The 20,180-nt window shown below is 44.4% G+C and carries 19 protein-coding genes and 1 tRNA gene; 17 read left to right on the forward strand and 3 right to left on the reverse strand.

The genetic code is table 11. From position 1 onward, the window contains the following. Nucleotides 1-95: 95 nt before the first annotated feature. The gene (locus HBAL_RS03065) at nucleotides 96-1,067 is read left to right on the forward strand and encodes a peptidoglycan-binding domain-containing protein (RefSeq protein ID WP_015826463.1); all 972 of its coding nucleotides are present in this window, start codon (nucleotides 96-98) and stop codon (nucleotides 1,065-1,067) included. A 99-nt stretch (nucleotides 1,068-1,166) separates the two neighbouring features. Here the strand turns inward: HBAL_RS03065 and HBAL_RS03070 are convergent, their stop codons facing one another. After that, on the reverse strand, nucleotides 1,167-1,871 hold the full coding sequence (locus tag HBAL_RS03070; RefSeq protein WP_015826464.1) for a TetR/AcrR family transcriptional regulator: 705 nt from the start codon (nucleotides 1,869-1,871) through the stop codon (nucleotides 1,167-1,169). Nucleotides 1,872-1,997: 126 nt separating this feature from the next. Here HBAL_RS03070 and HBAL_RS03075 point away from each other — a divergent pair, with 126 nt between their 5' ends. Next, on the forward strand, nucleotides 1,998-2,864 hold the full coding sequence (locus tag HBAL_RS03075) for an NAD(P)H-binding protein (protein ID WP_015826465.1): 867 nt from the start codon (nucleotides 1,998-2,000) through the stop codon (nucleotides 2,862-2,864). A 75-nt stretch (nucleotides 2,865-2,939) separates the two neighbouring features. Here HBAL_RS03075 and radC read toward each other — a convergent pair whose 3' ends face one another. Both radC and map read right to left on the reverse strand, forming a co-directional pair. After that, a complete protein-coding gene (radC, locus tag HBAL_RS03080; protein WP_015826466.1) occupies nucleotides 2,940-3,758 on the reverse strand; it encodes a RadC family protein in 819 nt (272 codons plus the stop codon). A 29-nt stretch (nucleotides 3,759-3,787) separates the two neighbouring features. Next, nucleotides 3,788-4,624, reverse strand: a complete 837-nt coding sequence (gene map, locus HBAL_RS03085) for a type I methionyl aminopeptidase (RefSeq protein ID WP_083773106.1) — start codon at nucleotides 4,622-4,624, stop codon at nucleotides 3,788-3,790. Nucleotides 4,625-4,862: 238 nt separating this feature from the next. Between map and HBAL_RS03090 the strand changes: the two genes are divergently transcribed. The 15 genes from HBAL_RS03090 (at nucleotide 4,863) to HBAL_RS03160 (ending at nucleotide 20,170) form a co-directional block, all read left to right on the forward strand. Further along, nucleotides 4,863-5,639 (forward strand): competence/damage-inducible protein A, encoded by a 777-nt coding sequence (locus HBAL_RS03090; protein WP_015826468.1) that lies wholly within the window; start codon nucleotides 4,863-4,865, stop codon nucleotides 5,637-5,639. A gap of 66 nt (nucleotides 5,640-5,705) precedes the next feature. Beyond that, a complete protein-coding gene (locus HBAL_RS03095) occupies nucleotides 5,706-6,749 on the forward strand; it encodes a cupin-like domain-containing protein (RefSeq protein ID WP_015826469.1) in 1,044 nt (347 codons plus the stop codon). Nucleotides 6,750-6,856: 107 nt separating this feature from the next. After that, nucleotides 6,857-6,943, forward strand: a tRNA-Leu gene (locus HBAL_RS03100). A 186-nt stretch (nucleotides 6,944-7,129) separates the two neighbouring features. Continuing rightward, nucleotides 7,130-8,317 (forward strand): tyrosine-type recombinase/integrase, encoded by a 1,188-nt coding sequence (locus tag HBAL_RS03105; protein WP_015826470.1) that lies wholly within the window; start codon nucleotides 7,130-7,132, stop codon nucleotides 8,315-8,317. After that, nucleotides 8,314-9,036: a hypothetical protein gene (locus HBAL_RS16250; protein WP_015826471.1), complete on the forward strand. Its 723-nt coding sequence runs from the start codon at nucleotides 8,314-8,316 to the stop codon at nucleotides 9,034-9,036. Before HBAL_RS03105 ends, HBAL_RS16250 begins: the two co-directional genes overlap by 4 nt. A 163-nt stretch (nucleotides 9,037-9,199) precedes the next feature. Then, nucleotides 9,200-9,409: a helix-turn-helix transcriptional regulator gene (locus tag HBAL_RS03115; RefSeq protein ID WP_015826472.1), complete on the forward strand. Its 210-nt coding sequence runs from the start codon at nucleotides 9,200-9,202 to the stop codon at nucleotides 9,407-9,409. Beyond that, complete coding sequence (locus HBAL_RS03120; RefSeq protein WP_015826473.1) at nucleotides 9,399-9,800, forward strand: hypothetical protein; 402 nt, start codon at nucleotides 9,399-9,401, stop codon at nucleotides 9,798-9,800. The genes HBAL_RS03115 and HBAL_RS03120 overlap by 11 nt, the downstream gene beginning before the upstream one ends. A 267-nt stretch (nucleotides 9,801-10,067) precedes the next feature. Beyond that, complete coding sequence (locus HBAL_RS03125; RefSeq protein ID WP_015826474.1) at nucleotides 10,068-10,652, forward strand: hypothetical protein; 585 nt, start codon at nucleotides 10,068-10,070, stop codon at nucleotides 10,650-10,652. A 67-nt stretch (nucleotides 10,653-10,719) separates the two neighbouring features. Further along, on the forward strand, nucleotides 10,720-13,467 hold the full coding sequence (locus HBAL_RS03130; protein ID WP_015826475.1) for a class I SAM-dependent DNA methyltransferase: 2,748 nt from the start codon (nucleotides 10,720-10,722) through the stop codon (nucleotides 13,465-13,467). 9 nt (nucleotides 13,468-13,476) lie between these two features. Beyond that, nucleotides 13,477-14,358 carry a KilA-N domain-containing protein gene (locus HBAL_RS03135; protein WP_015826476.1) on the forward strand — a complete coding sequence of 294 codons (882 nt, stop codon included), beginning with the start codon at nucleotides 13,477-13,479 and terminating at the stop codon, nucleotides 14,356-14,358. Between the two features lies 1 nt (nucleotide 14,359). Further along, on the forward strand, nucleotides 14,360-16,429 hold the full coding sequence (locus HBAL_RS03140; RefSeq protein WP_015826477.1) for a DEAD/DEAH box helicase: 2,070 nt from the start codon (nucleotides 14,360-14,362) through the stop codon (nucleotides 16,427-16,429). Then, nucleotides 16,422-17,621: a GIY-YIG nuclease family protein gene (locus HBAL_RS03145; protein ID WP_015826478.1), complete on the forward strand. Its 1,200-nt coding sequence runs from the start codon at nucleotides 16,422-16,424 to the stop codon at nucleotides 17,619-17,621. Before HBAL_RS03140 ends, HBAL_RS03145 begins: the two co-directional genes overlap by 8 nt. 185 nt (nucleotides 17,622-17,806) lie before the next feature. Beyond that, on the forward strand, nucleotides 17,807-18,313 hold the full coding sequence (locus tag HBAL_RS03150) for a hypothetical protein (RefSeq protein ID WP_233356730.1): 507 nt from the start codon (nucleotides 17,807-17,809) through the stop codon (nucleotides 18,311-18,313). After that, on the forward strand, nucleotides 18,310-18,990 hold the full coding sequence (locus tag HBAL_RS03155; RefSeq protein WP_015826481.1) for an HTTM domain-containing protein: 681 nt from the start codon (nucleotides 18,310-18,312) through the stop codon (nucleotides 18,988-18,990). The genes HBAL_RS03150 and HBAL_RS03155 overlap by 4 nt, the downstream gene beginning before the upstream one ends. Before the next feature lie 115 nt (nucleotides 18,991-19,105). After that, nucleotides 19,106-20,170 (forward strand): efflux RND transporter periplasmic adaptor subunit, encoded by a 1,065-nt coding sequence (locus HBAL_RS03160; RefSeq protein WP_015826482.1) that lies wholly within the window; start codon nucleotides 19,106-19,108, stop codon nucleotides 20,168-20,170. Nucleotides 20,171-20,180: the final 10 nt, after the last annotated feature.

Below are 20,180 nucleotides of genomic sequence, written 5' to 3' on the forward strand. Positions count from 1 at the left end.
CATTCGTTCAGATTATATTCAGACGGGGGTCGGGTAAAAGCCGACGGGTATTTTTTGCAGCGTGTGCTGCTTTTGAAACTAGGGGAGAAGTCTAGATGGCTACCAAAACACTTATGCTTTCCGCAGCCGCGGTTGTTGGTTTAACTGGCGTTGCAAACGCTCAAAGCGCTGGTTACCCACCAGAAGCTCAACCAGGTCAATGTTTCGCACGCGTGCTTATTCCAGAAACAACTCAAATTGTAACTGAAGAAGTTGTTGACCAACCTGAACGTACTGAAATTAAAGTTATTCAAGCTCAGTACGAAATGGTAACAGAAACAGTTGTTGTTAAAGAAGAAACAACTCAATTCTCTGTCATTCCGGCGACTTATGAAACAGTAACAGAGCAAGTTATTGTGGCTGGTGAGCAAACAGAAAAAATCGTCATTCCTGCACAAATCGAAACTTATACTGAGCAAGTTTTGGTGCGTCCAGCTTACACAACATGGAAGCCAGGCGCTGGTCTTTATGGCCGTGGAAATGCTGGTTTTGGTCCTGCGTCAGGCGACGCAACATCCACAACAGGTGAGCTGCTTTGTAAAGTTGAAGTGCCTGCTGAATACACAACAGTGACACGTACACGTGTGGCAACACCTGAAACAACAGATGTTCGTGTTATTCCTGCACGTTATGAAACAGTGACAAAGCAAGTGGTTGCTCAGCCTGCGCAAGTTGTAGAGCAAATTATCCCTGCTGTGACTGAAACAGTTCAAGTTCGTAAAATGGTATCACCTGCGCGTGAAGAAGTGATCACTATTCCTGCGACTTACAAAACAATCGAAAAGCGTGAAGTCACTGGTGGCGGCGGTATCGAATGGCGTCAGGTTCTTTGTGACACAAACACATCTGCAGCTGAGATTGCTGAAGTTCAGCGCGCTTTGACAAACGCTGGTTATTCAGTGCCTGCTGATGGTGTATTTGGCGCAGCAACATTGACTGCAATGGAATCATACCAACGTGCAAACGGTCTTCCAGTTGGATACCTAACAATGAGCACAGTTGAGTCTCTTGGTCTTTCAATCCGCTAATTCTAGCCGATTGCGCCTTATCTAAGGTGAGACAAAATTAAGCCCCGTCATAGCAATATGGCGGGGCTTAATTGTTGGAAGTGGGTGATTAAAATAACGTCATTTCGCTATTCTATCCAAAAGTTCTGTCAACAAAAGTCGTTCGCCATTACTAAGGTTTGTCGCTTGGTTTAAAGACGCTTTTAATGTAATAGCAGTGCTTTTGAGTGTTACATTTTCTGTGTGTTGAGGCTCATGTGTTATTGCCGAGATGACAGCCTCTCGAGCTGTTTCAATCAGTCCTAAATCACGATGCTCTTGGGGTTGTTTTAACAGGGTGGCGACAGTTCCTGTTCCAACAGAGGTCAAAAGGTTTAAAGCTCTTTCTTCACTCGTTTTGAGCTTTCCTGCTTTGGCAATTGCAGCTATTTTTTCTTTAAGGAGGCCGCGGCCGGTTTCTGTAGCTGAAGAGTGTTGTTGTTGCATTGCATTGCCAGATAGAATTTCAAAAATTTCAGGGTTAGCGAGACCGAAGGAAACATGAATATCCCAACCCTCGCGCAAATCTTGAATTGGATCCGAGTGGCGCGGGCGTATAGATTTTTCTGTAATATATGAGTTTAGGCGATGATTGGCTACAGCATCCAAAAGTCCCTGTTTATCATTGAAAAGTCTATAAATTGTAGGGGCTTGTACTTCCGCAGCTTCTGAAATAGCGCGCGTTGTTGCAGCTGTTTTCCCGCCTATATCAATCAGTTTGACTGTCGCTTCGATAATGCGAGTGCGCGTATCTTTTTTGTCGGTATTGGAGAGTAATTTATCCATGAACGGTACGATAGCTTAATCTTTACGTCATTGGAACAGGTGTCTTGCCGATAAACATTATCAATGATAACATTTTTATGTTATCATTGATAATGTTCTGTTAAAATAACAATTTAGGGTGTGCAAATGTTTGTTATAAGTGGTGCTTCCGGGCAACTTGGCCGAGCTGTCGTTAAAAAAATTCTCCAATATGTACCTTCAAATCAAGTAGTCGCGACATGCAGAGACCCCAGCAAGGTTGGTGATCTTGTTAATATGGGAGTGACCGTCCGATATGGCGATTTCATGAACCCAGAGAGTTTGATCCAGGCTTTCAGAGGCGCGAGCCAATTACTTATAGTGTCATCCAATGCCCGCAGCCATGGCGGGGACCCTTTGAGCCAACACCAAAATGCAATCCACGCTGCACAGAAGGTGGGAGTGAAGCGGGTTGTCTATACAAGCCATATGGCTGCAAGTGAATTTTCCGCATTTCCACCAATGCATGATCATTTTGAAACCGAAAAAATGCTAAAAGCTTCCAGCTTAAATTGGATTGCTTTACGGCACGGTTTTTATGGTGCCAGCGGTATCAGTATGGTTACAAAAGCATTCAAAATGGGATCATTTGAAATTGCAAAAGATGGTCCCATTTCTTGGACCGCTCATGATGATTTAGCAGAAGCCGCTGCAATCATACTTTGCGATAAAAGTTACAAAAGCGGACCAACTTCTCCGCTGACTGGCCCTGAAGCCCTTAGTTTTATAGATTTGTTGGAATTAGTCACAAATGAAACGGGAAAATTGATTCCAATCAATATTTTACCAGATGAAGAATTGCGTGCTAATTTGGTTTCAAATGGTCTACCGGCTCGTGCAGCAAATATAATACTTGGTTTATATATCGCTGCGAGAAAAGGTGAGTTTGCGCAAGTTGATTCTACACTTGCAAATATTTTAGGCCGACGTCCAATGACGGTTGAAGAGCTGCTAAAAAATACAAGTAATATTTAATGCATTGTTTTGTATTGTTTTTTGTAACATTTCAATAAATACCGCTTTTGGCGAAAAACTGCCATTTTGCATTTGCTAAATTAAATTCTTCGCTTTGAGGCTGGTAATGCCTTTTTTGCCGACGATTAAATGGTCGTGGATTGTGATTTCTAATGGCTCGAAAGCATCCATAATTTCGCGTGTTACATCTATATCAGCGCGCGATGGTGTGGGGTCACCAGATGGATGATTGTGCACAAGGATGAGTGCGGATGCAGATAATTCCAATGCACGTTTGGCGAGTTCTCGCGGATAAACGGGCGCGTGATTTATCGTGCCTTGAGATTGGCGTTCGTCTGCGATGAGTTGGTTTTTATGGTCTAAAAACAATACTCTAAACTGTTCCTCGGTTTCATGTTGAAGCGCAATGCGAACATGCGAGAGCAAGGCTCCCCAGTTGGAGATGATGGGGCGGGCTTTGACTTCTTCCAAAGAGCAACGTTGATTGAGAAGATGGGTGGCTTGGATATATGTCGCACAGGTCTCGCCAATACCATCCACTTCCTTGAGGCGTTTGATTGGGGCTGCCATCACGCCAGATATGCCGCCAAATTTATCTATCAAAGCTTTGGCAACAGGTTTCACATCGCGGCGAGGAATGAATGCAAAGAGCAGTAATTCAAGCAGTTCATAATCGGGCAGCGTGTTGCCATGGCCTTGCAAAACGCGGTCCCTTAGGCGGTCGCGATGCCCGTGATAATGTTTGACTGGTTTGCTTTTAGGTTTTGCTGCAGGTTGTGCAGGGGTGTTTGATACAAGCGGAGTGGATGAATATTGAACGCCAAGACCATCCTCAACACCATTGGGCTTTTCTCCATTGGTTGCTTGAGAATTGGTGTTCGCGTTCTCATTCATTGTCGACAGTCTCCCCAAACTCTATCGAACTATTTGTCCGATAATGTGTGCGGGGTGTCGAGTCCCTTTGGAGATTTTGTGAAAATTTCAAACCCGTCTTTCGTGACGCCAATGGAATGTTCAAACTGAGCCGTCAGTGAGCGATCACGTGTCACGGCGGTCCAGCCATCTGGCAAAAGAGCGACATCTTTTTTACCCAGATTGATCATCGGCTCGATTGTGAAAATCATGCCTTCTTTTAGTTCTGGTCCTGTGCCGCGACGTCCATAGTGTAGGATATTTGGGGCATCATGAAAAAGCTTGCCGAGACCGTGGCCGCAAAATGCTTCGACGACGGAACAGCGCTGAGCTTCTGCATATTCTTGAATGGCAGCGCCGATATCACCTGTTGTTGCGCCGGGTTTAACTTCTGCCATGCCGCGCATTAGACATTCATAGGTGATATCCATCAGGCGGCTGGCTTTGCGCTTGGCTTCACCTGCCACAAACATGCGAGATGTGTCGCCATGCCAACCATCGACGAGCGAGGTGATATCAATATTGAGAATATCACCATCTTTAAGTGGTTTTTTGTGGGTTGGGATACCGTGGCAAACGACATGATTTAAAGATGTACAAAGCGAATGCTTATAGCCGCGATACATCATAGTGGCGGCGACTGAGCCATGATCGAAGAGGAATTGGCGGGCAAGGTCATCAAGGTGGCCTGTGGTGACGCCGGGTTTGACTTCATCGACCAACATATCCAAGCAGCGTGCGGATAGATTTCCAGCAGCCTTCATGCCTTCAAACCCTTCTGGACCATGTATTCTGATAGCACCAGTATTGCGAAGAGGCAGTGTGTTAGCGTCGATGTAATTCATTATTTGGGTATTCCGGTACGATGTTTCTATTTGTCCAACAAATCAAAGATATATCTGATCTGTAGACATGTCTCTAACGTAGACACTATGTGCCATAGATCAAAGGCAAAATTTATTTCATTATCTGTTTGGTGGCAGTCATAGCATATAAGTTCAAGTCTTGCGATGAAACGAACATGCATAGAATGCCAGTTATGCAGCTATGTGACACACACCAAATGCTCAATTTAGGAATTTTATTATGCCAGCAGAAACTTCAGTCCTTCAAGATGTTACCGCTGGTGTTTTACTTATTGGAGATGAAATCCTGTCTGGTCGGACGCAGGATACAAATCTGAAAACGATTGCTGATTTTCTCTCTCCGCTTGGCATTCGTGTGGCGCAGGCGCGGGTGATTGCAGATGATGCGGCGACGATTATTGAGTCTGTTCGGGCGCTAAGCTCTGCTTATGATTATGTGTTCACAACAGGCGGTATCGGACCCACGCATGATGACATCACCGCCGAATGTATCGCGAAAGCCTTTAATGTTGGCATTAGTGTGCGTGATGATGCGCGCAAAGTGTTGGAAGACTGGTATGCGCAGACAGACAGTGAAGTGACAGATGCCCGCCTGCGCATGGCGCGAATTCCCGATGGTGCGCGCTTAATACCCAATCCGGTTTCTGGTGCGCCGGGTTTTATTATCGAAAATGTGCATGTGATGGCGGGTGTGCCGCGCATTATGAAAGCGATGCTACATAATATCGGTCCAAATTTAAAAGGCGGTGCAATTGTATATGGGCGCACTTTAAGAGCAGATGGATTGAGAGAAGGTGATATCGCTGTTGATTTAGGCATATTGGCGGAGAAAATGCCGGATCTGAGCTTTGGATCCTATCCATGGTTTACTGATAGCGATTCTGGCGTTGCGCTTGTGGTGCGCGGTGTGGATGAAGTTAGGCTTGAAGTCGCAGAAAAAGCGCTTATCGAGCTGGCGACAAAATTGGGAAAAATCCCTGAAGTTTCACGTCATTGATACGGTTTAAAAACATGCGCCAATCGTGTAGGTAGAGTAAGCTGAATTTTAAGAATAGGTGTTGAAGTGGCGCGTTTACCTCAAACAGCAAAAATACAGTCTAAACCCAAGCTTGATAAAGGTGTCAGGCAGCAGATCGCAGAATATTTGTTAGCAGGGTATGCGCCTGACCAGATCGTGCAAACATTAATCGGGCAGGGCTTTGGTCAATCTATCGCGAGATCTGAAGTCAATAAAGCGGCGACTAGTCCGTATCTGAATGCTGGAAAGCGCTATGTTGAACGTGCCAAAAAACGAAGCTGGTTTCTGGATGTCCAAGCAAAATTATGGCGTACCCAACCCCATTCTAAAGAGATATTGTCGCTTGAGGCAGATCAGCTGACACCTCAGGCATTTTTTGCAAATTATTATGCGACTAACACCCCTTTATTGATCAAGAATATGGTTTCCCATTGGCCAGCCATGCAGCGCTGGAGTTTGGATTATTTTGAAGAAAAACTGGGCGATGCGAAAATTGAAGTGCAATTTGATCGTGACACCAATGCGCGCTATGAAATTGATAGTGTTTCACATAAAAAAGTGATGCATTTTCGAGAATATATTGCCTTGCTTCGCAAAGGCGAAGAGACAAACAATTATTATCTTACTGCAAATAATGGCAACACGAATGCCAAAGCATTAGCGCCTTTGTGGGATGATATCATTCAGCTGGATGACTATCTACAACCGGACAAAACACCGGGATATTTATGGATAGGCCCAAAGGGAACTTTGACGCCATTTCATCATGATTTGACCAATAATTTCCTTCTTCAAATTTCTGGTCGCAAACAAGTTGTGCTTGCGCCGGGGTTTGAAGTGGACCGTATGCGTAATTCTCAGCATTGTTTTTCAGATTGGAGCGTCGATATTGAAGGCGCAGCAAATGCAGAGGCCGGACGACGCCCCGGAATGGTGGATTGTATTCTGGAGCCGGGAGATGTGTTATTCCTGCCAGTTGGTTGGTGGCATTATGTCAAAGGGCTGGATATGACATTTGGGATGTCCTTCACGAATTTTGTGGTCGATAACGACTTTTACAGCAATTATTCCACTTATCATGCGGTGTGATGGGTGTGTGAAACCTTTGTTCTTGGCGTAAAATGCATTTTTCTGCTTTTTCATGACACAAATGCCTTGCATTTCTTATGCGTGTCTGGGTAACAATGCGCCTTGATGCGGGCGTGGCGGAATTGGTAGACGCGCCAGACTTAAAATCTGTTGGCCGTAAGGCCGTGCCGGTTCGATTCCGGCCGTCCGTACCATTTAATTGTTTTTCTTGATCCGAGATGATCTAAAAATACCAATAAAAACAATCAAATATCTCTAAAATCACGAAGTTTGTTGTCCGATACTATCCGGCAAAGGGTGTTGGTATCCAGCCCATTTGTTGGTAGAATTGTTGGTATATTCCCAATTCAACGCAGTTTTGAAATAAAATATACCAACAAATGCCCCTAAATGACTTACAAATCAAAAAGTTACGTGCAACCGATAAACAGCTAAAGAAAGCTGATGGTGGTGGGCTTTATCTGGAGATAAATCCGAAAGGCTCAAAGCTTTGGCGTATGGCTTATCGATTCGGCGGTAAGCAAAAGCTTCTATCGTTTGGTAAATACCCTGAGGTCTCGCTTGCGAAGGCGCGTGAAAAGCGTCTTGAAGCCAAAATATTGATTGCCGACGGTGTTGATCCACAAGTGAAGAAAAACGAAGAGCGCAAACAGGCAATCGCTGAAACCCAAAATACCTTTAGCAATCTGAAGAACGAACTTATTGAGAAAAAGGTAAAAGAGGGACGCGCTGCTTCAACGATAACTAAGATCAAATGGTGCTTTAGTCTGGTTGAGGACGCTTTGGGGCATAGGGCTGTTGCTGAAATCAAATCGCCTGAAGTGTTAGACGCGTTGCGCGTTATCGAAGCTAAGGGAAATTACGAGACGGCACATCGCGTGCGCGGCTTGATAGGCGAAGTGTTTCGCTATGCCATTGCAACAGGGCGGGCGGACTATGATCCTACTTTTGCCCTTAAAGGTGCTTTGATAGCAGTCCCTGTCACGCATAGGGCGGCGGTGACGGATTGGAAGGCCTTTGAGGAGCTATTGAAAGCTGTTTGGTCCTATGAAGGCGCATCACCTGCAACTCGTGCTGCTTTAAAGCTGATGGCTATTCTATACCCCCGTCCAGGGGAGCTGCGTTTATCGCGCTGGAATGAATTTGATTTGGAAAAGGGTGTTTGGGAAATACCCAAAGAACGCACGAAAATGCGGCGGCCACATCAAAAGCCATTACCGCCGCTAGCAATAAGCATCCTTAAAGAGCTTCACGAATGGTCGGGCGATTGTGAGCTTGCGTTTCGTTCAGATATTGGGCGCGCCAAACCTATTAGCGAAAACACAATGAACCAAGCGTTGCGGCGGATAGGGTATAGCTCAACGGAAATGGTATCTCACGGCTTTCGGGCGAGCGCTTCAACCTTGTTAAATGAAAGCGGTAAATGGGATGCAGACGCGATTGAAGCAGAGTTAGCGCATGTCGGTTCAGACGAAATCCGCCGCGCATATCATCGCGGCAAGTATTGGGAAGAGCGTATTCGAATGAGTAATTGGTGGGCAGAAGAGATAGCGGGGATGGTGAAATGAGACAAATGGATAGCTGGGATCGGATAGTGTTTTTAGATAAATTTGATGTTTGGAGATTATCTGAAGAGCTATCTATAAAAGATTCTGCACTGTTAATTAATTGGTACCTACCCGAACAGTTCGAACATGTTGAGGGATGGGGACATAGCGATCAGCCTTCTGGCTATCTTGCAACTCGTAATGCTATCTGCGGTGCAATTCGTCGTAAAAAATTAAATGCTCAAAATGTTTGGAACGTAGAACAATTTGGAGATTTGAATGCTATTTCGTTTCTTGAGGTTGAAGGATCATTTAATGTCGAACAGACAATGGTTTTAGTAGATGATCTTGTCGATTGGCTAAAAAGTCGGAGGCATTTTAGAAGTCCATTTTTCGCCGAAAGTATTATTGGTCCAGCATATCTCGATAAATCAAACAATAGATATGCGCCTAAACTGGCTGCTGCAGTCAAAGCTTGGGAAGCATTAGAAGATCAATTCAACACCAAACTAAGCCCAAAGCAAAATCTGCAAAGGTGGCTTAGGTTACATGCAAACGAGTATGGGTTAGCTGATGATGATGGTAAACCAAGAGAAAGCACTATTGAAGAGATAGCAAAAATCGCGAATTGGTCTCTAATTGGAGGTGCTCCAAAAGTGATTGAGGAGATACCGGTACCTAAAATAGAAGGACCAAGGGAGGATTTTTCTGCTGACTTAGATGGTGAAATTCCGTTTTAAATCAGTTCAATAATGAATTTTGAGAATTTTATGGTTGTAGTTGTTATAAATAACCTAGCCAATTATAGCTTAAAACCTAGGGCGGTATTTCTGTAACTACCCCCTCTATTCTGTAGCTACACAAATTGGGATGTTGACGTATCAACTAATACGGAGACAGCCAATGTACGACCCATACGAATTCCCTGAGACAGGCTTTGTACGCCTAAAGCAAATCATCGCGCCTTATGGCCCTATTCCAGTGTCTAAATCGACTTGGTGGGCTGGGGTGAAAGATGGTCGCTTCCCCAAACCCCGAAAACTAGGAAGTCGCGTCACTGTTTGGAAAGCAGACGAGATACGCGCTTTGTATGAGGCCAAAAATGAGTGCTGATATTGTCCCCATTCGTGAGGCGGGCAATAAGCTAATATATTTAAATGGGAATGCAGCCCATGCCCGTTTTTATTCAGAGTGGCGGCATTTGGACTCTTTTAAAACGCTTTCACCTCTGCAGAGGACAATATTGCAAGATGTGTTGATGGACTTTTCTAAAGTTGTCGGCAACGAAGTAAGATTGACCAACACTCAAATCAGCAAAAGATATCGCGCAGGACACACGGCAGCTAGAGCTGCAATAGCAGGACTTGAGGAGAGAGGGTGGATTGAAAGAATTGGACTTTTACCTGGCCCAACAGGGCAAGCGGGCGGTGTTTATAAGATATTGTGTATTGCCCCAAATGGTAGCCGTGTAGCAGGCCCATATCAGCAATGGCAGAATGGTTAAATCAGCGAATTAGGCCTGTCCAATAATCGAATTAGGGGTGCTATCTAACCAAGATAGGCCTTCTGGTTGATTGAATTAATAGTTATCTAGATTTGCACGAAAATTAGATTAAATCATTTTGTTTCAGTGTGTTATATTGTGTTTCTAACAAATGGAAAAATATAGAAGCACACGCCTACAGAACTATAGGTACAGCTACACCAAGTTAAGGTTTTATGATGTGTTAGCATCCACTTTGCACATGATTGCGAAAAAGGAATTGAAGATATGGGCGGTTTAGGGTCTGGGAATAACAACCGTTGGGCAAACAAGACAGACGAGTTGCACAAGCTGGACCTAGCGACCTTCAAGAAAGGTTGGTTTGCACGCTATCGTTCTGGGGCCGTAACTTGGACTAGAGGCGATCAAAAGACGGGTAGTATCAATTATCACTTGTCACCATCTTCAATGCGCCTCTCTTATGCGTATGGTTCGGGTGACAATAAGCAAACCATAGATGAACGCTTTGAGCTTGCCTTCACACCTCAACACTTTGGCAATGAGCGTATGTGGATTGTGTGCAAATCATGCCAACGGCGGTGCCGTGTGCTGTATGGCGCTAAACTCTTTAGATGCAGAAAATGCTATGAGCTAACCTATCCAAGCCAGTATGAGTTTATTCGAATTCCCAACCTTTCAACCGCCGAAACCTTAAAGGACAAATTGGGCGGTGAGGCAGGCTTTGTATATCCGTTTCCTAACAAACCTAAAGGCATGCACTGGAAGACCTATCAACGTTATGAACGGGTCTATTATGAAGCTGAAAAGCGGATGAATTTGGCTTTGATGTCTCGAATGCATAAATACTCTTGATTGAGACTAGCCGACTCGCGTCGATTGCGCTTATTTCGATATCCTTATCTTAGGGGGATAAACTCGTATGAACGCCATTGAAATTGAAGAAGCTATATCTGCCCTGGCTGAGCAAGACTTCGATGCTTATGAGTTTCCCTTTGCGTTCTTAGAAGCATTTGGCAATAAGAAGACAACGATTGAGAGACTGCGCAAGGGCGCGACAAACAAGTCTGATATCGGCGGTGTACTTCAAAGCAATCATATCCATATCAAGGTTGCTAATGAAGGTGAGGTCTCTACTACCTTTAAAGCGCTCAAGGATAGTGACGCGACGTCCAAGGCCAAAGCAAAATTCATATTGGCAACGGACGGCAAAGAATTCCAATCTGAAGAATTGATATCAGGCGAAACCATTGCGTGTGAGTACACCCAATTCCCGGATCATTTTGGTTTCTTCTTATCATTGGCTGGTATCTCTACCGTCAAGCAAATCCGCGAAAACTCATTCGACATTAAGGCAACAAGCCGACTCAATAAGCTTTATGTCAAACTGCTTGAAGAAAACCCAGAGTGGGGAACACAAGAGCGCCGCGATGATCTAAACCATTTCATGGCACGGCTCATATTCTGTTTCTTTGCCGAGGATACTGATATCTTCAATGGCAAAGATTTATTTACAGCAACCGTAGAGCAAATGAGCGCGCGAGATTCATCCAATACGCATGAAGTAATTGGTGAAATTTTCCGTGCGATGAACACAAAGATTGCTAACAGAGAAAATGCAAATCTTCCGCGTTGGGCGGATGCCTTTCCCTATGTAAATGGGGGGCTATTTTCAGGCAGTGTCGATACGCCAACTTTCAGCAAGATTGCACGAACCTATCTTATTCACATCGGAAATCTGGATTGGCAGAAAATCAATCCTGATATCTTTGGATCAATGATCCAGGCCGTTGCTGATGATGAAGAGCGCGGCGCATTGGGCATGCATTACACGAGCGTGCCCAATATTCTTAAAGTGCTAAATCCGCTATTCTTGGATGATTTGAGAGCAAAGCTAGAAGAGGCAGGCGATAGCCCCATAAAGCTGCTTAATTTGCGCAAGCGCATGGCAAAAATTCGCGTGTTTGATCCGGCGTGTGGATCTGGGAATTTTCTTGTGATTGCCTATAAGCAGATGCGGGAAATTGAAGCTGAGATAAATAGACGCCGCAAAGAAAATGATCGCAAGACTGATATTCCTATCACCAATTTTCGGGGAATAGAGCTTAGACATTTCTCTGCCGAGGTCGCTCGCTTAGCGCTTATCATTGCCGAATATCAGTGTGACGTGACCTATCGCGGACAAAAAGAAGCACTTGCTGAATTATTGCCGCTTGATACGCAAAACTGGATTACATGCGGCAATGCTCTGCGCTTGGATTGGTTAAGCTTGATGGATGTTGGCGGCGGCGGTGTAAAGCTAACTTCGAATGATTTATTCGAAACGCCATTAGAGCAAGCTGAGATCAATTTTGAAAATGAAGGCGGCGAGATTTATATATGCGGCAACCCACCTTATCTGGGCTCCACATGGCAAAGCACGGCACAAAAAAGCGATCTGAAGGCGATCTTTGACGGTCGGGTACAAAGCTGGAAATCGCTGGACTATGTGGCAGGTTGGTTCATGAAAGCCGCCGATTTTGGTCAACATGCCGATTGCACCGCCGCTTTCGTGTCCACCAATTCAATTTGTCAGGGCCAACAAGTCCCGATCCTGTGGCCCGCAATCTTTGCGTCAGGGCATTATATCAACTTTGCCCATACCTCGTTCAAATGGGCCAACCTTGCCAGTCACAATGCAGGCGTGACCGTGGCAATTATTGCCGTATCGAACATGTCGAACCAAATGCGCAGGCTTTATAGCCTGAATGCCGATGGTGAGGCGGTGATGAAAGAGGTGGAGAACATCAATGCTTATTTGGTCGCTGCGCCTGATGTTACGGTTCAAAAAGCAAGCAAACCATTGAACGGTTGTGCCGAAATGAGTTTTGGCAATAAGCCAGTTGACGGCGGCAACCTGCTTTTGAGTTCTGACGAAGTTGAAGCGCTGGATTTGACGCCTGATCAAAAAGCCCGATTCATTCGTCGCATATATGGGTCTGCTGAATTTATCCAAGGCAAAGAACGCTATTGCCTGTGGATTAAAGACAAGCACCTTGAAGAAGCACAAGCCATTCCAAGCATATCCTCTCGTATCGAAGGCGTCCGAACAATGCGCATCGCCAGCCGCGACAAAAGCGCAAATGAGATGGCCAAGCGCGCGCACCAGATGCGTGAGATGAATATCGGCAAAAAGCACACCATTGGTATTGCTGCGATTTCATCCGAAAATCGCCCATATTTGCCTTGCGGGCTTCTGGGCAATGACCAAACAGTTACAAATAAACTTTTCGCCCTCTACGACGCCCCGCTCTGGAACATGGCGCTGATTGCCTCGCGCTTGCATTGGGTCTGGATCGGCACGATCTGCGTCCGAATGCGCACCGACTTCAGCTATTCCAATACCCTTGGCTGGAACACCTTTCCCGTCCCCAAACTGACCGAGAAAAACAAAGCCGACCTGACACGCTGCGCCGAGGATATCCTGCTGGCCCGCGAGGCGCATTTCCCTGCCACTATCGCAGACCTATACAAGCCCGATGACATGCCCGAAAACCTCCGTTTAGCCCATGTACGCAATGACGAAGTCCTAGAGCGCATCTATATAGGCCGCCGCTTCAAAAACGACACAGAACGCCTCGAAAAACTCTTCGAACTCTACACCAAAATGACAAAAAACAGAGAATTATAAGGAGCCTCAATGTTATTCAAACGGAAGAAGAATCTCACCGTTCAAGATAAGAATATCAGCATGCATGATGTTGAGGGTGAGGATTATATTTCTTTAACGGATATGGTTCGTGGCGAAGAAGGCGCAGACCATATCAAAAATTGGATGAGAAATCGTAATACTGTTGAGTTTTTGGGGTTATGGGAGGCTATGAATAACCCCGAATTTAAAGGTGTCGAATTCGACACCTTTAGAAAAGAAGCCGGTTTGAACAGCTTTACGCTCACCCCCAAAAAATGGGTTGATGCCACGAAAGCTGTTGGCATCTTATCTAAATCTGGTCGGAATGGCGGAACATATGCGCACAAGGATATTGCGTTTGAATTTGGGACATGGCTTAGCCCTGCGTTTAAACTCTATCTTATTAAAGAATATCAGCGTCTCAAAGAAATAGAGAACAATGATCATAACTTAGAATGGAATGTTAAGCGTACACTGAGCAAAACAAATTACCGTCTGCATACTGACGCCATAAAAGATTATGTTCTTCCAAGTTCAAAGCGTTTCTGGAACAAAAATTTAGAATATGCTGAAGAGGCAGATTTTCTCAATGCTGCTGTCTTTGGTTGTACGGCTAAAGAGTGGAGGGAACTCAATCCAGAACGTGCAAAGGCAAAAGAAAATGTAAGGGACTCAGCCAGCATCAACGAGCTTAATGTGATAGCAAACCTTGAAAGTAAAAACGCTGAGATGATCCGAGAAGGGGCAGATAAAAAAACGCGTTTTGAGGCGCTTCAAAAACTTGCTGCTTGGCAGCTTGAAGCTTTGAATAATATGGATTTTAAGAGGTCGATAAAACGGACTTCAGAAGATGTTTATTTGATTGATAATAAAAAAGGGGAACAGAAATAGTATGGTGTGTAATAATTCTGTACCCTCCGTTTCCGTAAACTATGCACAAAATGGTAGCTCCAAAAAGTCCAATGAATTGGGTATGCGCCCAATGCAGGAACAGGCATTTGAAAAACGTGGTGAGCAATACCTTCTTATCAAATCTCCACCTGCTTCTGGTAAAAGCCGTGCGCTTATGTTTGTCGCGTTGGACAAGCTACACAATCAAGGTGTGAAACAAGCGCTTATTGTGGTGCCTGAAAAATCTATTGGCTCTAGTTTCAATGATGAGCCTTTGAGCAAATTTGGCTTTTGGGCAGATTGGGAAGTCGAGCCTCAATGGAATTTGTGTAATGCGCCAGGAGGTGACGATGGTAAGGTTGGAGCCGTTGGAAAATTCTTAGATAGTGACTCGAAAATATTGGTGTGTACGCACGCTACATTTCGGTTTGCGGTCGACCGTTTGGGCGTTGAAGCATTTGATGATCGTTTGATTGCTGTTGATGAGTTTCATCATGTTTCCGCCAATCCAGACAATAAGCTTGGTGCGCACTTAATTGATTTTATGGCGCGCGATAAAGTGCATATTGTTGCTATGACTGGTTCTTATTTTCGCGGTGATGCAGATGCTGTTTTATTGCCAGAAGATGAAGCCAAGTTTGAGAAGGTCGTCTATACTTATTACGAGCAATTGAATGGCTATGAGTATCTCAAAAGTTTAGATATCGGTTATTTTTTCTATTCTGATGCCTATGCTGATGACATCATGAAAGTGTTGGATCCGAATGAAAAGACAATCATTCATATTCCAAGCGTTAATTCCCGAGAAAGTACCAAGCTTGGTAAAAATATTGAGGTTGATCATATTCTCGATGCACTCGCTGGCGGAAAAGAGGGCAGTTGGAAGGGCATCGACCCAGAGACAGGCTTTCATCTAGTTGAGGCTGAAAATGGAAAGTTGCTGCGGATAGCGGATTTAGTAGAAGATGACCCAGCAAAGCGAGACAAAGTATCGGCGTCTCTGAAGGACCCCGCTGAAAAGAATAATCGCGATCATGTCGATATAATTATTGCGCTAGGCATGGCTAAGGAAGGGTTTGACTGGATTTGGTGTGAACATGCTCTCACCATTGGTTATCGTTCAAGTTTAACCGAAATCGTGCAAATTATTGGGCGCGCAACCCGTGATGCTAAAGGTAAAACCAAAGCCCGCTTCACAAACCTCATTGCTGAGCCTGATGCGTCTGAAGAGGCGGTGACAGAGGCTGTAAACAATACATTGAAAGCGATTGCGGCTAGCTTGCTTATGGAGCAAGTTTTGGCACCACGATTTAATTTTACGCCTAAGAACCCAACTAGCGGTGCGCAAGCTAATTTTGACTATGGCGAAGCTGGATACAATCCTAACAAGTGCAATGTAGGATTCAGTGAAGAACGCGGCCAATTTGATATTGAGATTAAAGGGCTAAAAGAGCCGACCTCAAAAGAAGCAAAGCGGATTTGCAATGAGGACTTAAACGAAGTCATTACTGCGTTTGCACAAGATAAGAAGACTATTGAGCGAGGGTTGTTTGATGATGAACTTATTCCAGAAGAGCTAACGCAGGTGCGCATGGGTAAGATAGTAAAGGACCGCTATCCAGAACTTGACGCCAATGACCAAGAAGCTGTTCGTCAACGTGCTATTGCTGCTCTGAATATTACTCAAGAAGCTAAACGCGTTGCCAATCAAGGTGAAGGTAGTGAGCCAAATGTAAATACAGCGTTTGTAGATGGTGTTAGAAAGTACGTTACAGACGTCACTGAGCTTGATATTGATTTGATCGACCGGATAAACCCTTTCTCAGAGGCTTATTCAATCCTTTCTAAAACAATGGATGAGGAACGTCTAAAGCAAGTTAAAGCGATTATGTCAGGTAAGCAGATTAAGCTTTCTCCAGATGAAGCGCGTGATCTTGCAAAGCGTGCATTATTATTCAAACAAGAAAGAGGGCGTTTACCGTCGATTACCTCGCAAGATGCCTGGGAAAAAAGAATGGCAGAGGGCGTTGCCTTTTTAGCGCGAATGAAAGCAGAGGCTAGCGATGGTTAAAGAATTTTCTCCTGAAGATGATGCTTTACTTGCCGAGCTTGGTGTTGAAGTTGAAACTAAGAAAGCAACAAGTAGATCACCTCGAGAAGAACGTATCATTGCTGGGTTTGAAGAAATACAACGATTTGTAGATGAAACGGGGCGTCTTCCCCAACATGGCGAGGACAAAGACATATTTGAACGTCTATATGCTTCACGTTTAGATCAAATTAGAGCGCAACCAGAGTGTCACGAATTAGTTGAAGGATTAGACCGTCAAGGGCTTTTGCGACAAATAGAAACTAGCACTTCGTTAATCGGTGAAATGGACGATGAGGCATTACTGCGTGAGTTAGGTGTGGAGCAAGAAACTGGTTCTATAACTGAACTAAAACATGTTCGTTCGGTAGCTCAAATTAAAGCAGCTGAAGAAATCGCTAACCGTGATCTTTGTGAGAATTTCGAAGAGTTTGAACCAAAGTTTGCAGCTTTAAAAACTGACTTAGAAAATGGTGTACGAAAAACAATTCGTTTCAGGAAAGATGCTGGCTTTTCCAAGACTGATATTAAACAAAATCAGTTTATCATAGTTGATGGTCAAATAGCTTATATCGCAGAAATTGGTGATGTTATTCAAGCGCCAAACGGTGAGTCAGATGCGCGGTTACGCGTTATCTATTCTAATGGTACAGAGAGCGATATTTTGCTTCGTTCACTGATAAGAGCAATGTATAAGGATGAAGCGAGCCGATTAGTATCAAGCCCAGGCGCTGGCCCTCTTTTTTCAGAGGAAGCAGAGGACGATGATCTTGCGAGCGGGACTGTGTACGTACTGCGAAGTAAGTCTGATCACCCATGGGTGAATTCTAATCGTGATGTATTGCATAAGATTGGGGTTACTGGAGGAACTGTAGAACGCCGTATTGCAAATGCATCGAAACAAGCAACCTATTTGATGGCTGATGTTGAGGTAGTAGCAACATATAATCTTTTTAATATCAATCGTTCTAAATTTGAGAATCTTCTACATAAGGTTTTTGGGTCTGCTTGTTTGGATGTCGATGTTAAAGATCGATTTGGTTTTCCAATAGAACCAAGAGAGTGGTTCCTTGTCCCTTTATTTGTAATTGATGAAGTCATAGAGAAGTTTACCGATGGGACGATTGGAAACTATGTGTACGATTCAAAAAAAGCCTGTCTTCGAAAGCTATAATCTTCTCTAAACAACCTCGCATCACAAAACAAAGTGTTGGTATATTTGTTGGTATATGAAATTTTCATTTGATAAATAATCAAATAAATCAAATTGTTGAGCATATGTTTCGATTCCGGCCGTCCGTACCATTCATATTCCTTTGATTGATCAATTTCTTATACGTTTTGGCGGTAGGGCTTGATTTGTTGGGGGATTTGTATGGAAATCGAGCATGGTTGATTCTTGCCTTTTTGATTGCTGATGTGATGCGAAACACGCTCAAATTGGTCTTGCCTGTTATTATTCCATCTTGGCGTTTTTTTGATGCGATCGCGCCGTCGCCGCGTATTGAATACGCGTTATTGACAGATGGTGAAGAAGCGCCAATTGCATGGGTAGAATTGCGGCCGCGACCTAAGACAATCTCTTTTTTGACCATGCTAAGACGGATTCTGTGGAATCCGGTTTGGAATGAAACTCTGTTTCTGGTGAGTTGTTCTGAACGGCTACTTGCTAACCCGACCCAGCATAGTGAAGATGAAATCTTTGATCGAGTCTTTGCTGATATTGCGCTTACGGATTGCTTGGAAAGCACAAAATGCTTTGTGCAATTTCGCTTGATGTCTGTTCATAGAGAATTGAGCGACCTTGTGCGTGAAGAGACATTTCGTTCTGCAATTCGTCCATTGGATAAAGGCGGAGCGGCATGAGTTTGGAGCTGGCGCTAAGGTGGACCGAAATTTTGCTGGGGTTTGCGTTTGTCCAGCAGAGCCTTGAGCATTTAAAGAGCCATCAAAATGATAGGATATTGTTTGGGCTAAGGCTTATTTTTAGCGTCATACTAATGGTTGGCCTACAGAGCCAATGGGTTTTGTTGGCGCTTGTTGTAATATCAATGCTGATGTTGCAGCGTTTTCAGGGGCCATATAATGGCGGCAGCGACCGGATGGGATTGCTTATCCTGTTTTGTCTGACATTGGCGCATTTTATGCCGACCTTGCAGCTGAAAGAACTGGCTTTTGGCTATTTGGGAATACAGCTTGTTTTGTCTTATTTTATGGCGGGATGGGTGAAGGTGGTCAATCCAGAATGGCGGCGTGGGCAGGCGCTACAGGATGTGTTTGCATTCTCTGCCTATCCAGTGAGTTTAAGCCTGCGCGGGTGGGCGCAGCGGCCTCAAAATTTGTTTTATATGTCTTGGGCAGTGATGTTGTTTGAGCTAGTATTCCCTTTAACTTTATTGACTCAGTATAGCCTTTATATGGGGCTGGGCATTGCGGCGGCATTTCATTTTTCTAATGCTTGTTTGTTTGGGCTTAATCGCTTCTTCTGGGTGTGGATTGCGGCTTATCCTTCCATTATCTGGTTTCAAGAACGTTTTTTCTAAACTGGGCTGTCCTTTGGTAAGCGTTTCTTTGTTTTCGTAATTGTGTTTCAAATTCAAGTTAGTGTGATCGTACAAATCATTTTCGCAACGGTCTAATGAATGCATAGGTGAATATATGAGACTTCTACTACCGCTTTGGGTTGGCCTTGTGCTGGCGGCATGTGTGTCAGGATGTTCGGACAAGAATGAGCCTGTTGCAAAAAAGATTGTGAGACCCGCGAAATTGGAAGTGGTTGAATCTTCTTCTGATCAGAGAGAGTTTTCATTTCCTGCAATTGTTGAAGCCACTCAAACAGCGCAGCTAACCTTTCAAATTGGCGGTCAGATAAGTGAGCTTAAGGTTTTAGAAAGTCAGGAAGTGGAGAGGGGTGAGATTATTGCGCGCCTTGATCAAAGGGATGTGCGCAATAATCTATCTCAAGCCAAAGCGCAGTATGAAAATGCCGAAGCGGAATTTGCGCGGGCTGAACGTTTATTTGATCAAGATGCTATTTCCAAAAGTATTTTGGATTCGCGTCGTACCCAGAGAGATGTCGCGAAAGCAGCTCTAGATACAGCAGAAAAAGCTTTGAGTGATACTGTTATGAAAGCCCCATTTAGTGGGCATATTTCAAAAGTTTGGGGAGAGCAGTACCAGAACGTTCAGGCAAAAGAGCCAATCGTTTCTATTCAGAGCGAAGCTGTAGAAGTTGTTTTTAATCTGCCGAGCACAATTATGGCGCGTCGCCCGCAATTGAAAATCCTCGATACCTATGTGATTCTGGATGCTCAACCCGAGGTGAAGATACCGGCGGTTTTTAAAGAGGCATCTGGTCAAGTTGATGCATCATCTCAGACTTATGAAGTGCGAGCGACTTTTATCGCGCCTGATAATCTGGTGACTTTGCCGGGTATGACGGCAACTATTTTTTCTAGCATTAGCGTCAATGGCGCATCGGATGTGGTGGGCAAAGGGATTGCTGTTCCATTATCATCTATTTTGGCTGAGGGAGATGCCAGATATGTCTGGGTTGTCGATGCAGAAACCAACACGATTTCAAAGCGAAAAGTAGAACTTGCTTCCGAAGCGGGTGTGTATATCGCCGTGACGGATGGATTGGAAGGCGGAGAAACAATCATCACAGCAGGCGTATCTTTCTTTCATGAAGGCATGACCGTGCGTGAATGGAAACCGGAATAGGACAAGCATT

Source organism: Hirschia baltica ATCC 49814, from assembly GCF_000023785.1.
GTDB lineage: Bacteria > Pseudomonadota > Alphaproteobacteria > Caulobacterales > Hyphomonadaceae > Hirschia > Hirschia baltica.

What these genes read in the sequence shown, in the direction of transcription:
- HBAL_RS03065 (WP_015826463.1), top strand. Translation starts at nt 96, where the DNA reads ATGGCTACCAAAACACTTATGCTTTCCGCAGCCGCGGTTGTTGGTTTA.
- HBAL_RS03070 (WP_015826464.1), bottom strand. Translation starts at nt 1,871, where the DNA reads ATGGATAAATTACTCTCCAATACCGACAAAAAAGATACGCGCACTCGC.
- HBAL_RS03075 (WP_015826465.1), top strand. Translation starts at nt 1,998, where the DNA reads ATGTTTGTTATAAGTGGTGCTTCCGGGCAACTTGGCCGAGCTGTCGTT.
- radC (WP_015826466.1), bottom strand. Translation starts at nt 3,758, where the DNA reads ATGAATGAGAACGCGAACACCAATTCTCAAGCAACCAATGGAGAAAAG.
- HBAL_RS03090 (WP_015826468.1), top strand. Translation starts at nt 4,863, where the DNA reads ATGCCAGCAGAAACTTCAGTCCTTCAAGATGTTACCGCTGGTGTTTTA.
- HBAL_RS03105 (WP_015826470.1), top strand. Translation starts at nt 7,130, where the DNA reads ATGCCCCTAAATGACTTACAAATCAAAAAGTTACGTGCAACCGATAAA.
- HBAL_RS16250 (WP_015826471.1), top strand. Translation starts at nt 8,314, where the DNA reads ATGAGACAAATGGATAGCTGGGATCGGATAGTGTTTTTAGATAAATTT.
- HBAL_RS03115 (WP_015826472.1), top strand. Translation starts at nt 9,200, where the DNA reads ATGTACGACCCATACGAATTCCCTGAGACAGGCTTTGTACGCCTAAAG.
- HBAL_RS03120 (WP_015826473.1), top strand. Translation starts at nt 9,399, where the DNA reads ATGAGTGCTGATATTGTCCCCATTCGTGAGGCGGGCAATAAGCTAATA.
- HBAL_RS03125 (WP_015826474.1), top strand. Translation starts at nt 10,068, where the DNA reads ATGGGCGGTTTAGGGTCTGGGAATAACAACCGTTGGGCAAACAAGACA.
- HBAL_RS03130 (WP_015826475.1), top strand. Translation starts at nt 10,720, where the DNA reads ATGAACGCCATTGAAATTGAAGAAGCTATATCTGCCCTGGCTGAGCAA.
- HBAL_RS03135 (WP_015826476.1), top strand. Translation starts at nt 13,477, where the DNA reads ATGTTATTCAAACGGAAGAAGAATCTCACCGTTCAAGATAAGAATATC.
- HBAL_RS03140 (WP_015826477.1), top strand. Translation starts at nt 14,360, where the DNA reads ATGGTGTGTAATAATTCTGTACCCTCCGTTTCCGTAAACTATGCACAA.
- HBAL_RS03145 (WP_015826478.1), top strand. Translation starts at nt 16,422, where the DNA reads ATGGTTAAAGAATTTTCTCCTGAAGATGATGCTTTACTTGCCGAGCTT.
- HBAL_RS03155 (WP_015826481.1), top strand. Translation starts at nt 18,310, where the DNA reads ATGAGTTTGGAGCTGGCGCTAAGGTGGACCGAAATTTTGCTGGGGTTT.
- HBAL_RS03160 (WP_015826482.1), top strand. Translation starts at nt 19,106, where the DNA reads ATGAGACTTCTACTACCGCTTTGGGTTGGCCTTGTGCTGGCGGCATGT.